This window comes from Enterococcus sp. FZMF, assembly GCF_030263915.1.
GTDB classification, from domain to species: domain Bacteria; phylum Bacillota; class Bacilli; order Lactobacillales; family Enterococcaceae; genus Enterococcus_D; species Enterococcus_D casseliflavus.
Genome location: NZ_CP127160.1, coordinates 322,056 through 335,834 on the forward strand (window position 1 = coordinate 322,056; position 13,779 = coordinate 335,834).

Sequence of the window (13,779 nt, forward strand, 5' to 3'; positions counted from 1 at the left end):
AGGAACGTGTTATGGGGAAGATTGCAGATAGATACTATACGGTTGATCCGTGGAGTGTTTCAGAAGAAGGGTTTGATAAAGAACGAAGTGAAGTGTCCGAATCGATCTTTTCTTTGGCAAATGAATATATGGGCATCCGTGGTTATTTTGAAGAAGGATATTCGGGAGAACGATTGCTAGGTAGCTACTTCAATGGAATCTACGAAAATAGCCCTAAGGAAAACCGCGTAAAGTATAAGGGGATCATTTCGAGGAGTCATTTTATGGTCAATGCGGTCGATTGGCTATATACCAGAATTTGGTGTGGTGAGGTGTTACTAGATTTAGCTTATTCAGATATCGAATCTTTTCAACGACGACTTGATCTTAGAACAGGTATCTTGACTCGTAGTTTTTATTGGAAACCTGAGAAGGATATCAAATTAAAGGTGACTTTTGTACGTTCACTAGATAGAGAAACGGTATCACTAGGGTATCAGCAGATCTCGTTAAAAGTCATTGAAGGTAGTCCATCCATCTCAATTTTGATGGGGATTGACTTTGCCACGAGCCATCTATCTGAAGGTCAAAATTTTTGGGTGGAACGAGAAAAAGAATCTTCAAACAGGCATGCGTTTTTAGCAGCAGAAACAAGAAGCACCAAGCAAACCATTTATGCTGGCTTTTCTTTATCCGCCACTGAGTCCCTCGACACGCAACTTGTGGAAAGGGATAAATTTATCGGCCGCAAGTTTAACGTTAAACTAGAAGAAGGGATGAACTTTCAAGTAAACCGAAATGCGGTAAATATTGCCGATAAAACCGGACTTGATTTAAATCAACTAAAACACCATTGTCTCACCGATCTGGAAAAAAGTCTTTCCTTTGATGAGATGGAACGAAAGAGTCGCACCTATTGGCAAAATGTTTGGGCTAAGGAAGACATCCAAATCGATGGTGATCCAAGTAATCAACAAGGGATTCGCTACTGCATCTTTCAGTTACATCAAACATACCATGGTCAAGATCCTAGTCATAATATTGGTGCGAAAGGGCTCACTGGTGAAGCATACGGTGGACATGCTTTTTGGGATACGGAAACTTCCTGCCTTCCTTTTTACTTATTGACAAATCTTGATGCAGCAAAAAATTTATTAGAATTTCGCTATCATACATTGGCGGAAGCAAAAAAACGAGCACGCCAGCTTGATTGCCAAGGAGCGTGTTATCCCATCGCTACATTGAATGGGAACGAAGCCAGCGATCTTTGGCAGCATGCCAGCCTTCAGTTTCAGCCAAGCACGGCTGTTGCTTATGGTATCTGGCACTACATGCAGGTAGCAAAAGATACGGAATTTTTGTATGGACACGGAATCGAAATGTTGATTGAAATTTCACGCTTTTTGGCTTCTAGAGGTGATTGGTCTCCAGAAGGTGAATTTGGCTTTTTTGGGGTGATGGGACCAGATGAATTTCAGATGATGGTAAATCACAACACGTATACAAATTATATGGCGAAAAGAACATTCGATTATACTGTAGAGGTATTGAAAAAATTGAAAACGAGTGACGAAACTAGATATAGTACCCTTCTATCAGCGCATGGTTTGAGTGAAAAGGAGATTGGTTACTGGCAAATTTGTAGCAAAGAAATGCTTATTTTAAAAACGGAGTATGGTTTGTTTGAACAACATGATGGTTTTTTCAAATTGCCTCATGTGGATATCCGCTCGGTTCCCGTCGAAGAGTTCCCGCTTTATGATCATTGGTCCTACGATCGAATCTATCGTAACAATATGATCAAACAACCAGATGTCTTAATGTTTCTTTTCTTGTATAACCAATCTTTTCCGAAAGCGGAAAAGCAAATCAACTATGATTACTATGAACCAAGGACGATTCACGAATCCTCGCTGTCACCTTCGATTCATTCTATTTTGGCGGCAGAATTGGGCATGGAAAATGAAGCTTATCATTTTTTTGAATTTGCCACTAGAATGGATCTAGATAATTTCAATCGTAATACTCGTGAAGGATTGCATATGACTTCGATTGCTGCAGCTTGGATGAATATCGTCTATGGATTTGGTGGCGTGAGAACTGATGGAGAAGGAATAAAAATAGCCCCCACAATTCCAGCAGACTGGAAAAAATATACATTCAAAATTACGTATAACCAATGTTTGATTGACGTGTCAGTCAACCATCAGGCAATCAAAATTTCGCTAATAAAGGGTAGTGGTATTCAACTACAAGTCTATCAAAAGAAACTGACGCTTACTCAAAATCCCATCGTCATTGAGCGAGCAACGAAAAGAATCGTCTGAATTTCTTAGCGCTCATTCGCATAAAAAACAACGGTGAAGAACAGCACCGTTGTTTTTTGTTTTTTTGCAAGCAAGAGGAACTTCTTGTGCGTAATTAAAGATAGGGAAGAGTAGCGAAAATTCAAGTTTTTCTCGTTTTTCATATAGGAATGCAAAAATTGATTACAAAGTTTCTTGCATTTTTTGTATGATAGAGGGAGGAATAAAGGAGGAAAGTTCACGAATGAAAATAAAAAAATGGATGGCGATTGCCATTATTACCAGTCAATTTTCAACAATGCTGCCAGTATCGGCTGCGGCATCTGTTTTGACGAACGAGTCTACTGCAGGTCAAAATACAGCTGAGTCAACGGTTCCGGGAGTGAACGGGCCAACCATGGGCTTGGTTCCTGAAGATGCCGCAACGGTACCAGGAGAAAACGGCGAAGTAGTTCCAGGAGAGTCAACACCTGCTCCTGAACAGCCAACACCAGAACCTTTGCCAGAACCAGAACCAACCCCGACACCAGAACCAACACCGGAACCAGAAGAGCCGACACCAAATCCTGATCCTGAGCCGAATCCAGAACCAGAACCAACACCTGAGCCGGCGCCAGAACCAGAAGAACCAGCACCAAATCCAGCACCAAATCCAGAACCAGAACCAGAGACAACACCAAATCCTGAGCCAGAATCAACACCAAGCCAGCCTTCGCCTGACATCAAAGAAGTACCGAATGTACCAGAGTTGACGGTAACGCCGCCGCAAGAAGATGAGCCAGCAAAATTTGAAGTCACGCCAGTCAAAGAAACGTGGGACTTTATTATGGAGATTGGAGAAGATGCTCGTAAAGTTGGACAAGAAGAAGATCTTTACGCATCGGTCATGATTGCCCAAGCAATTTTAGAGTCTGGCAGCGGAAGAAGCCGTCTGAGCCAGGAGCCTTTTTATAACTTATTTGGTATTAAGGGACTTTATGAAGGGAATGGGATTTCCTTCCAAACGCAAGAAGACGATGGCTCTGGTAATTTATACACAGTTCATGCCACTTTTCGCCAATATGACAGCATCGAATCTTCTTTGAAAGATTATGCGAAATTGTTGAAAGAAGGATTGGACCACAATCCGAATTTTTATAAAGGTGTTTGGAAATCAGAAACGGAATCTTATGAAGACGCCACGGAATATCTGACCGGACGTTATGCATCAGATACACAATACAATGAGAAGCTGAATGCGCTGATCGAAGCGTATGCCCTGACGAGTTATGACAAAGAGAAACCAGAATTACCGACAGGCAGCGAAAAGATGATCTATCCTGTCAGCAATCCAGTTGTCTCCTCTGTCTTTGGTCCGCGAGGCAATGGGTTTCATCGTGGAGTGGACTTCGCCGCACCACAAGGAACGCCAATCATGGCTAGTTTTTCAGGAACGGTGATCCGCTCAGAATATCATTCTTCATGGGGAAATTACGTTGCCATTGAGCACAAAGATGGGCTGACGACATTGTATGCCCACAATCATCGCAATTTAGTGGAAGTCGGTCAAACGGTCGAACAAGGCGAGGTGATTGCTTCTATGGGAAGTACGGGGAACAGTACAGGCCCGCACTTGCATTTTGAAGTCAGTCTTTCACCAAGTTTAGCGCGACACCAACTGATTGATCCGTTGGAAGTTTTGTCAAAATAACACGAAAAAAAGAGAGCGTTGTAGATGCTTTCTTTTTTTTGTCAAGAAAAACGAATCATTTCAGGAAAATTATGCTTTGAGATTTTTTTAGCGCATTCATTTTATCTTGCACGATAAATTTATTCCGAAAACAAGTGTTTTTCTTTGTAAAAAAAACAAAAAGAATTTATGCTAGAAAGGTAGGGAAAAAAATTCCCAAGAGGAATGTCCACTTTAGACAAGGTCGTGTATGCGACTTTGCGATGTCTCTAGTATCCTTTCTTATTTAACCAAGGAGTGTGAAAAATGACTGACGATCAGCAAACAACGAATGTGTCTAATGAAGCAGCGCAAGCAAGTCCACTGTCCTTTGAAGAGAAAGTCATTGAAACAATTGTTGGTGTCGCTTTGCAGTCAATTGATGGCTTGATTAGTGTAAATGGCAGATTTCTTTCAGATATGACCGAAAACCTTGAAGAACAGCCGCAAGTCGCTTCTGGCATTGATGTGGAAGTTGGCAAAGAAGAGGTTGCAGTTGATTTGGAAGTAATCGTGGCTTACGGCAAAGATATCCCCAAACTCTTTGCGCAAGTCCAAGAAGTGGTCTTAGAAGAAATTAGCCGCTTGACTTCTTTGAAAGTCAAAGAGATCAATATTCGAATCGCCGATATCGTCAAACAGGAAACGATCGATCAAATCGAAGGTTGAGCACCAAACAAAAAATCGAAGTACATCAAAGAGAAAGGAAGAATGAACAAATGATATCACTATATACAACACCCAGCTGTACGTCATGTCGTAAAGCCCGTGCATGGTTGACCGAAAATGAACTGCCATTTAAAGAGAGAAACATTTTTAGCGATCCATTAAATAGTGATGAACTAATGGAGATTCTTTCTTTAACGAAAAATGGAACGGAAGACATTATATCTACTCGTTCGAAAGTGTACCAAAAGCTAGACATTGATTTAGAAGAGTTGAAGCTAGAGGAGCTGCTTTCATTGATCGAAAAATACCCGAACTTATTGAAACGACCAATTATCTTAGATGAGAACAAGCTCCAAGTGGGGTACAATGAAGAAGACATTCGTAAATTCGTGCCACGAAACTTACGAAAGATCATTTTCAAACGACGCCAAACAGAGCTGCTCATGTTTAATTATCGCCAAAAGCAAGAAGAAGGCGAATCTGTTGCGAACTTTATCTAAAATAGGAACAAAACCGGCAAATGAATACAGCGATGTATCATTGTCGGTTTTTTTGGTATTTTTCAAGGGTCTTCTTAAAGGATCCGTAAATCCGTTGAGTCCACAAAAAAACACGATTCCAAAAAGGAATCGTGTCGGTTGAAATCTTAAAGTTTTTGGTTGTAGAATTCAACGACTAGTGCTTCGTCAACTTCTGCAGACAATTCATCACGCTCAGGTAAACGAGTTAATGAACCTTCTAATTTTTCGCTATCAAAGCTTACAAATGACGCGCGGCCAGCTGTTGCTTCAACTGCTTCTTTGATTGTTGAGATGTTTTGTGATTTTTCACGAACGCTGATGACTTGTCCAACTTCAACGTGGTATGAAGGGATATCAACGCGTTTGCCATCAACTAAAACGTGACCGTGGTTTACTAATTGACGTGCTTGACGACGAGTAGTTGCTAAACCTAGACGGTAAACAACGTTATCTAAGCGTTGTTCTAGCAAGATCATGAAGTTAACACCGTGTTTACCTTCTTTGATTTTGCTTGCTTTGATAAACAATGTACGGAATTGACGTTCGTTCATGCCATACATATGACGCAATTTTTGTTTTTCAGTTAATTGCATGCCGTATTCTGATTTTTTGCCACGGCTGTTTGGTCCGTGTTGACCTGGAGCGTAAGGGCGACGTGCCAATTCTTTTCCAGTTTCTGATAAAGAAATTCCTAAACGACGAGAAATTTTCCATGATGGTCCTGTATAACGAGACATAATTTAGTTCCTCCAATAAAATAGTTTGGAGTAAAATAATCCGTTGAAAAACTCACATTCGTGCAGTTCGTTCTTCAATCTTCACCTTTGCAGCCGCGGTTACGCAATTGCACCCGAGGGGCAACGAACTGGTGACGAGCTGTTATTTTCCTGCTGCATTATTTTACACAAGGAATAGTATACGACAAACTAGGGGCAAAAGTCAAGATGGAGCTGGCTTTGGATTTGATGGAAACAAAGCTTGAAATTTTTCATTAATTACTTATATTTTCAAATATCTCTTTACAAATCAGCATTTCGTCATTAGAATATGGAAGTATTGTGCAAATTATAACGAAGTAAAATTTTTCATAAAAGGAGTAGAAAAATGAATCCAGTATCCCCATTATTTGAGAAGATCGATTCATCCATAGAAAAGAAAATCGATTTGATCAAGAGTAGTTATTTGCGTTACGCTGTACGTGCGATGATGGCTTGTTTATTCTTGACCCTCGGAACAGCTATTGCTTTTGCGATCGCTATGAAAGGTGAATCAATGGTTCACGGGTTAGGAAAAATTTTGTATGCATTTATGTTTAGCTGGTCTTTAGTCATGATTCTTTATATGAACGCAGAATTAGGAACATCGAATATGTTGTATATGACTGTTGGGGTTTACCGTAAACGTCTAAGTATTCCTTTGGCATTGAAAATTTTGCTTACGTGTGTCTTGTTCAACTTGATCGGCGGGGTGATCTTCGGCTCGATCGTTGCGCTAACGGGACCTTTTCAAGGGCTGACCGCAGACAACTTTATGCTGACCTCGATCACTGCAAAATTAGAAAAATCCACTATCCAAATTTTAGTGGAAGCGATGTTCGCCAATATCGTGGTAAACACAGCCGTGTTGGTAAGCATGCGGATGAAAGACGATGCTGGAAAAGTCGCAGCAATCATTTTCATCATCTTCATCTTTGCTTTCTTAGGCTTCGAACACGTCATCGCTAACTTCCCAGCGTTCACCTTAGCTTTCTGGGCTTCAGGCGGACACTTGGCAGGCATGACTGTCGGCAGTGTGATCAATAATTTAGTTTTTGCCTTTATTGGTAACTATATCGGCGGTGGCTTGGTCATGGGACTTGGCTATGCATGGTTGAACAACTCAAAATCGACCTATGTCGACTAATCAGAACCTACAAAAAGAAGCAGCGATGCTTCTTTTTTTCTTTTCTCTAAGATTTCTCTAGGAAGAAGCTATCATCCCTTAACGGAGCGTTGAAATCAGCGGTCATTTGTGTTAAGAATAAGTATGTACGGTTTTTCTTGCTGTTTTTTGTAAAAATGACCGCAACCAAGACCAAAATCTTAGTTACTTCTTAATAGAAAGCGAGCCTTAACCTTTTATGAATCGGAAATTCTTTGCCTTTGATATTGATGGAACCTTGCTTGACTCGAACAAACAGCCACTAGACAGTACGCTAAAAGCCCTTGATCTTCTGCGAGATGCTGGCCATTTCGTGACCGTTGCCACTGGGCGCAGTCGTTTTCACGCCCAAGACATTATTCGTTCGTTGTCCTTTGATAATTACATTTTATGTAATGGGGCAGCCGCCTTTCTTTCACATCAGCAGGTATATAAAAACTTGCTCGATGAAACGCAATTGGCTGCTTTCGTGGCAGAAGCCCAAGAGCTTGGGATCGATACGGCCTTTGTCGGGATGGATACAGCGAAACGAGCGTCTTCGTTGGATATTGCTAAAATGGAAGCAGCGATGCATTCCTTTGGTGCCCAACTTCCTGAGTTGGACATGGACTTTCCTGAAGAAAAAGAAGTCTATCAAGCATTGGCTTTTTACGGAAAAGAGTATGAGCATTTCTTTGACGAGAAATACAGCAAACTGCGTTTTGTACGTTGGCATGAAAACAGTGTGGATGTCGTTCCAAAAGAAGGCTCCAAAGCAGCAACGATCCTGTGTGTCGCAGAACAATTAGGGATAGCACAAGAAGATGTGATCTGTTTTGGTGATGGCCAAAACGATCGTGAAATGCTGACTGCCGCAGGTGTCGGTGTGGCAATGGGCAATGCGGTCCCTGAGATCCAACAAGTCGCAGATATGGTGACCGCTAGCAATGATGAAGATGGCATCTGGTTAGCCTTGAAAGAATTACAACTGATTTAAAAAGGAATCCTTTAGACATAGCACAGTCGATTTGCGGCATCTGTGCTATGTTTTTTTTGTTTTTTCTCGGTCGCAAAGAAAATAAATTGGTACAATAGAAAAAAGGGGGAATGCAGCAAATGAAAATCGCATTGATTGCTCATGATCGAAAAAAGGATGTAATGGTAAAATTAGTGACTGCCTATCGAGAAATTTTAGCGCAGCATGAACTTTTCGCAACAGGAACTACGGGGAAGAGGATCGAAGAAGCAACCCAGTTGCCTGTCCACCGCTACAAATCAGGGCCGCTGGGAGGAGACCAGCAAATTGGCGCCATGATTTCGCAAGATGACTTGGACATGGTGATCTTTTTGCGCGATCCTTTAGCCGCACAACCCCATGAACCAGATGTAACGGCATTGATTCGCTTGTCAGATGTATACGAGATTCCTTTAGCCACCAATATGGGAACGGCAGAGATCTTGCTGCGCGGCTTAGCAGCTGGCTTTGCTGATTTTCGACAAGTGATCCACGAAACGGACAATCGTCCCCTGTCGTTATAAAGATAGTAGAAGAATTGAAGAAAAAGGACGTGCAGAATTGAAAGCAATCTTAAAGGATTTTTTGACCTATGCAAAAATGAATACTCGCTCGGATGCCACGAGTCAGACCATCCCAACGACGCAGGGACAAGTTGAGTTGGCTCTTTTATTGAAAGATCAGTTGATCGAGATGGGATTAGCGGATGTTGCTTACTATGAAAAGAATAGTTTTGTGATCGGACGTCTACCTGGTAATCCTGAAAAAACGGCGATCGGCTTTATTGCCCATGTAGATACGGCAGATTTCGAAGCTGAAAATATTCAACCGCAGATCCATGAAAATTACGATGGCAAGGATGTTTGTTTAAATAAAGAAAAAGCCATTTATATGACAACTGCTGAATTTCCTAATCTCAAAGACTATGTCGGCGAAACGTTGATCACAACGGATGGAACGACCCTGCTGGGTGCAGATGATAAAGCTGGTATCGCAGAGATCATTGATGCGCTGCGGATCTTACAAACGATGGATGCGCATAAGCGTGGCGATGTCTGGGTTGCTTTTGGTCCTGACGAAGAGATCGGGACTGGCGCTGATCGCTTTGATGCGGCGGATTTTCCAGTAGCATTTGCTTACACGATGGACAGTGGTCGCGTGGGCCATATGGAATATGAAACCTTTAATGCGGCTCGTATCGATATAACGATCGACGGTACGAGTGTGCATCCTGGGACTGCCTATGGTCGTTTGGTCAACGCCTTGAAAATCGCGCATCAAATCGATGATGCCTTACCAGCAGAGGAAGTTCCTGAACGCACCCGCGGGTATGAAGGCTTCTACCTGCTGCACAATTTGACGGGACATATTGGTCGAGCAGAAGTTTCTTATATCATTCGTGATCACGATCATACGCTTTTTGAACAGCGAAAAGCCAACATCGTAGGGATCATTGATGAACTGAACACAGCCTATGGGCAAGAACGTATCACCTATACGCTGTATGATCAATATTACAATATGGGGGATTTGATCAAGAAAGATCCCCGCAGTATCGAAGCTGCCCGAGCAGGGATGCAAGCGATTGGCGTGACGCCGATCGAAGCACCGTTTCGTGGCGGGACCGATGGCTCGAAAATCACCTATAAAGGGATCCCAACACCGAACTTATTTGTCGGCGGTGAAAACTTCCATGGCCAGTATGAATTTATTACCGTGGAAGCGATGGAAAAAGCCCGTGATTTGATCGTGGCGATCGTAGAACATGTAGGACAAGAGGACACCACTGTTTCCTAAGAGAATTAAGCGACACGCTAGACTGATGCGAAAGAGTCTAGCGTGTTTTTTTGTTCTGCTGCAGGGAAGAACCGCAAGTGAAAGAACCTTTTTTTTCTGGACCAAAACCCTTATAATAGAAAAGAAGCTAAAAGAGAAGAGGAAAAATGTGTGCGGGTATTATTCATTGGAGATGTAGTTGGTTCATTAGGAAGAGAAACGATCACGGAGTACCTTCCAAAATTAAAAAAGGCGTATCGGCCACAGGTGACGATCGCAAACGGCGAGAATGCGGCGGCGGGTCGTGGGATCACTGGTAAAATCTATAAGAAATTTTTGCAAGATGGTGTCGATGTCGTGACACTAGGCAATCATACATGGGACAACCGTGACATTTTTGAATTTATTGGCGATGCGAAGAAAATGATTCGTCCAGCCAATTTTCCAGAGGGAACACCGGGCGTCGGCATGGTGTTTGTGAAAGTCAACACCATTGAATTAGCGGTAATCAACATGCAAGCTCGCTCATTCATGGTAGACCTTGATGATCCGTTTCGCAAAATGGATGAACTGGTTGCGATTGCCCGCAAACGCACACCATTTATCTTTGTGGATTTTCATGGGGAGACCACCAGCGAAAAACAAGCGATGGGCTGGTATTTGGATGGCCGTGTTTCGGCAGTCGTCGGCACGCATACCCACGTCCAGACCAATGATGCGCGGATTTTGCCCCAAGGAACAGCTTATTTGTCAGATGTCGGCATGACTGGTCCTTATGATGGGATCTTGGGGATGAAACGCGAACCAGTCATTGAAAAATTTTTGACGGCGTTGCCGCAACGGTTTGAAGTGATTGAAAAAGGCCGCAGTATTTTGTCGGCTTGCTTGCTTGAGATTGATGAAGCCACTGGTAAAGCAAAATCGATCCGTCCGATCCAAATCAGTGAAGATCGCCCGTTTACAGAATAGGAGAAGCATGGAAGAGCAATTAGCCAAGGAACCACACGTTGCCCAAGAGCTGGCTGCTTTGCAAAGGCTCTTGTCTGATCATCCGATCGTTCAAGAATTTCAAGAAATTCAAGCACGAGCCTTGCAAAACCAAGGGCTATTGGAGCTGGAAGAAGCGTTGAAGCAAGCGCAAAAAGAAATCGTTCAATTTGAGCATTATGAGAAACCCGAAGCAAAAAAAGCTGCCGAGCAGCGTTATGCGTCATTGACAAACGAATACGAGCAGCATCCTTTAGTGGTTGCTTATCGCCAAGCGTTACTGCAAGCAGATGAATTGCTGCAATATGTCACGACGGAGATCCAAAAGAAAATGAATAAAGCCATCGAGGAGGATGAAACCAATGCCTCAAGAAACTAAAAATACCCCGATGATGGAACAGTATTTAAGCATCAAGGCTCAGTACCAAGATGCTTTTTTATTCTATCGTTTAGGGGATTTCTATGAATTATTTAATGAGGATGCTGTCAAGGCAGCACAAATTTTAGAACTGACGTTAACCAGCCGCAACAAAAATGCGGAGGAACCGATCCCTATGTGTGGGGTGCCTTACCACGCTGCCAGCAATTACATCGACACCTTGATCGAGCAAGGCTACAAAGTAGCGATCTGTGAGCAAGTGGAAGATCCAAAAACCACCAAAGGAATGGTCAAACGCGAAGTCGTTCAACTGATCACGCCGGGAACGGTGATGGACAGCAAAGGCCTATCCGCCAAAGAAAACAACTTTTTGACAGCTGTTTTGCAGCAAGAGGAGCGTTTTGGCTTTGCCTATGTCGATCTAAGTACCGGTGAATTAAAAGCAGCGCAATTGGAAGATGAAGAAGCTGTCGTCAATGAGGCCGCCGCTCTGCAAACGAAAGAAGTCGTTTTGTGCAGCGAGATCCCTGAGTCATTGCAAACAACACTGACCAATCGCTTGAATGTCGTGTTTTCTAAGCAAGAAACGTTGGAAGAAAATGCCGAATTTCAATTTTTAACAGAACCTCTCTCCCAAGAGTTAGAAAAAGTAGTCACAGGGAAGTTGCTAAGTTATTTGGCGATCACCCAAAAACGCAGTTTAGCGCATATTCAACAAGCCGTGGAATATCAGCCCGATCATGCCTTGAAAATGGATCATTATTCCAAATTCAACTTAGAATTGACGCAGTCGATTCGAACTGGCAAAAAACAAGGGACTCTTTTGTGGTTGTTGGACGAGACAAAAACCGCTATGGGTGGCCGTTTGTTAAAGCAATGGTTAGACCGTCCCTTGATCCAGCCAAAGAAAATCACTGCCCGCCAAGAAATGGTCCAATCGTTACTGGACAGTTTCTTTGAGCGAGCAGATCTGCAAGAAGCGTTGACGAAAGTCTATGACATGGAACGCTTAGTCGGACGGGTCGCCTTCGGAAATGTCAATGGCCGCGATTTGCTGCAGTTGAAATCTTCTTTGGAGCAAGTGCCTTTGATCGCGCAATTGCTGCAAGGCATCAACCGTGGCGAGTGGAATGACTTGCTGCTGGAATTAACGCCCCTAGATGATTTGGTTGCACTGATCGAAGCTGCGATCGATGAAGATGCCCCGTTGCAGATCACGGAAGGCAACATCATCAAAGACGGGTTCCATCAACAATTAGATGAATATCGTACAGCGATGCGTAACGGCAAGCAATGGCTGGCGGAATTAGAAGCCAACGAACGCCAAGCGACGGGAGTCAAAAACCTGAAAGTTGGGTTCAACCGCGTCTTTGGCTATTACATTGAGATCACGAAAGCCAATCTAGTGAATTTAGATACCTCTCGCTACGAGCGCAAGCAAACGTTAGCCAATGCGGAACGGTTTATTTCCCCCGAGTTGAAAAAACTGGAGACTTTGATTTTAGAAGCCGAAGAGAAATCGGTGGATTTGGAATACCGCCTGTTTCTTGACGTCCGTGAAGAAGTGAAAAAGAGTATCACCCGTCTACAAAAGTTAGCCAAAGCCGTCAGTGCGGTCGATGTCTTACAAAGTTTCGCCACAGTTTCGGAACGCTACCAATACGTGCGGCCGACAGTAGCGAAAAAACGAGCGGTATCGATCATCGACGGCCGTCATCCTGTAGTGGAAAAAGTCCTTGGTCACCAAGAGTACATTCTGAATAGTATCGTGATGGATGAAGAAACAGAGATCTTGTTGATCACAGGCCCAAATATGTCTGGGAAAAGTACGTACATGCGGCAGTTTGCCTTGCTAGTCATTATGGCGCAGATCGGCTGTTTCGTACCCGCACAATCTGCAGAGATGCCGATTTTTGATCGGATCTTTACTCGCATCGGTGCCAGCGATGACCTGATCGCCGGTCAAAGCACGTTTATGGTGGAGATGATGGAAGCCAACCAAGCGCTGCGTCATGCAACGCCTAACAGCTTGATTTTGTTTGATGAGTTAGGGCGTGGGACTGCGACCTATGATGGGATGGCATTGGCACAAGCCATCATTGAATATATCCACAAAGAAGTTCATGCCAAAACACTTTTCTCCACCCATTATCATGAGCTGACGGTTTTAGATGAGGAATTGGCGCACTTGCGCAATGTCCATGTCGGTGCCGTTGAAAAAGAAGGCGAAGTCGTCTTCTTGCATAAGATGATGGAAGGGCCCGCAGATAAAAGCTATGGGATCCATGTAGCCAAAATCGCTGGACTGCCAAGTGCACTCTTACAGCGCGCAGCCACGATCTTAAAAGCGCTGGAAGAACATGAACCGACGGTACAGCCAAAACCCGTCGTCGAAGAAAGTCAGCAGTTGTCGTTGTTTAGTGAAGTATCTACGGAAGAAATCGGCGTCATCGATCAATTGAAGAAATTGAATCTGTTGGAAATGACCCCGATGGACGCTCTGAATACATTGTACGAGCTGCAAAAACGAATTTAGAAAG

The 13,779-nt window shown here is 43.2% G+C and carries 12 protein-coding genes; 11 read left to right on the forward strand and 1 reads right to left on the reverse strand.

The genetic code is table 11. The features are described from left to right. Positions 1 to 11 precede the first annotated feature (11 nt). The 4 genes from QN079_RS01575 (at position 12) to spx (ending at position 5,162) form a co-directional block, all read left to right on the forward strand. Positions 12 to 2,306: a glycoside hydrolase family 65 protein gene (locus tag QN079_RS01575; RefSeq protein WP_289230296.1), complete on the forward strand. Its 2,295-nt coding sequence runs from the start codon at positions 12 to 14 to the stop codon at positions 2,304 to 2,306. A gap of 223 nt (positions 2,307 to 2,529) precedes the next feature. Continuing rightward, on the forward strand, positions 2,530 to 3,975 hold the full coding sequence (locus tag QN079_RS01580; RefSeq protein WP_289230297.1) for a peptidoglycan DD-metalloendopeptidase family protein: 1,446 nt from the start codon (positions 2,530 to 2,532) through the stop codon (positions 3,973 to 3,975). 285 nt (positions 3,976 to 4,260) lie between these two features. Next, positions 4,261 to 4,662, forward strand: a complete 402-nt coding sequence (locus QN079_RS01585; protein ID WP_005227156.1) for an Asp23/Gls24 family envelope stress response protein — start codon at positions 4,261 to 4,263, stop codon at positions 4,660 to 4,662. A gap of 50 nt (positions 4,663 to 4,712) precedes the next feature. Beyond that, positions 4,713 to 5,162 carry a transcriptional regulator Spx gene (spx, locus tag QN079_RS01590; protein ID WP_010748641.1) on the forward strand — a complete coding sequence of 150 codons (450 nt, stop codon included), beginning with the start codon at positions 4,713 to 4,715 and terminating at the stop codon, positions 5,160 to 5,162. 146 nt (positions 5,163 to 5,308) lie between these two features. On the opposite strand, the gene rpsD is transcribed toward spx, so the two are convergent. Continuing rightward, the gene (gene rpsD, locus QN079_RS01595; protein WP_005227158.1) at positions 5,309 to 5,920 is read right to left on the reverse strand and encodes a 30S ribosomal protein S4; all 612 of its coding nucleotides are present in this window, start codon (positions 5,918 to 5,920) and stop codon (positions 5,309 to 5,311) included. A 367-nt stretch (positions 5,921 to 6,287) separates the two neighbouring features. Here rpsD and QN079_RS01600 point away from each other — a divergent pair, with 367 nt between their 5' ends. The 7 genes from QN079_RS01600 (at position 6,288) to mutS (ending at position 13,775) form a co-directional block, all read left to right on the forward strand. Further along, the gene (locus QN079_RS01600; protein WP_289230298.1) at positions 6,288 to 7,085 is read left to right on the forward strand and encodes a formate/nitrite transporter family protein; all 798 of its coding nucleotides are present in this window, start codon (positions 6,288 to 6,290) and stop codon (positions 7,083 to 7,085) included. Positions 7,086 to 7,302: 217 nt separating this feature from the next. Next, a complete protein-coding gene (locus QN079_RS01605; RefSeq protein ID WP_005227160.1) occupies positions 7,303 to 8,079 on the forward strand; it encodes a Cof-type HAD-IIB family hydrolase in 777 nt (258 codons plus the stop codon). A 119-nt stretch (positions 8,080 to 8,198) separates the two neighbouring features. Then, a complete protein-coding gene (locus tag QN079_RS01610) occupies positions 8,199 to 8,621 on the forward strand; it encodes a methylglyoxal synthase (RefSeq protein WP_008376307.1) in 423 nt (140 codons plus the stop codon). 37 nt (positions 8,622 to 8,658) lie between these two features. Then, positions 8,659 to 9,894, forward strand: coding sequence for a peptidase T (gene pepT, locus QN079_RS01615; protein ID WP_005227162.1), 1,236 nt, complete (start codon positions 8,659 to 8,661; stop codon positions 9,892 to 9,894). A 150-nt stretch (positions 9,895 to 10,044) separates the two neighbouring features. Next, positions 10,045 to 10,842 carry a TIGR00282 family metallophosphoesterase gene (locus tag QN079_RS01620; protein ID WP_010748642.1) on the forward strand — a complete coding sequence of 266 codons (798 nt, stop codon included), beginning with the start codon at positions 10,045 to 10,047 and terminating at the stop codon, positions 10,840 to 10,842. A 7-nt stretch (positions 10,843 to 10,849) separates the two neighbouring features. Beyond that, positions 10,850 to 11,239 (forward strand): YlbF family regulator, encoded by a 390-nt coding sequence (locus tag QN079_RS01625; protein ID WP_289230299.1) that lies wholly within the window; start codon positions 10,850 to 10,852, stop codon positions 11,237 to 11,239. Beyond that, entirely contained in the window at positions 11,223 to 13,775 is a 2,553-nt protein-coding gene (gene mutS / locus QN079_RS01630; RefSeq protein WP_289230300.1) for a DNA mismatch repair protein MutS, read from the forward strand. The genes QN079_RS01625 and mutS overlap by 17 nt, the downstream gene beginning before the upstream one ends. Positions 13,776 to 13,779 lie beyond the last annotated feature (4 nt).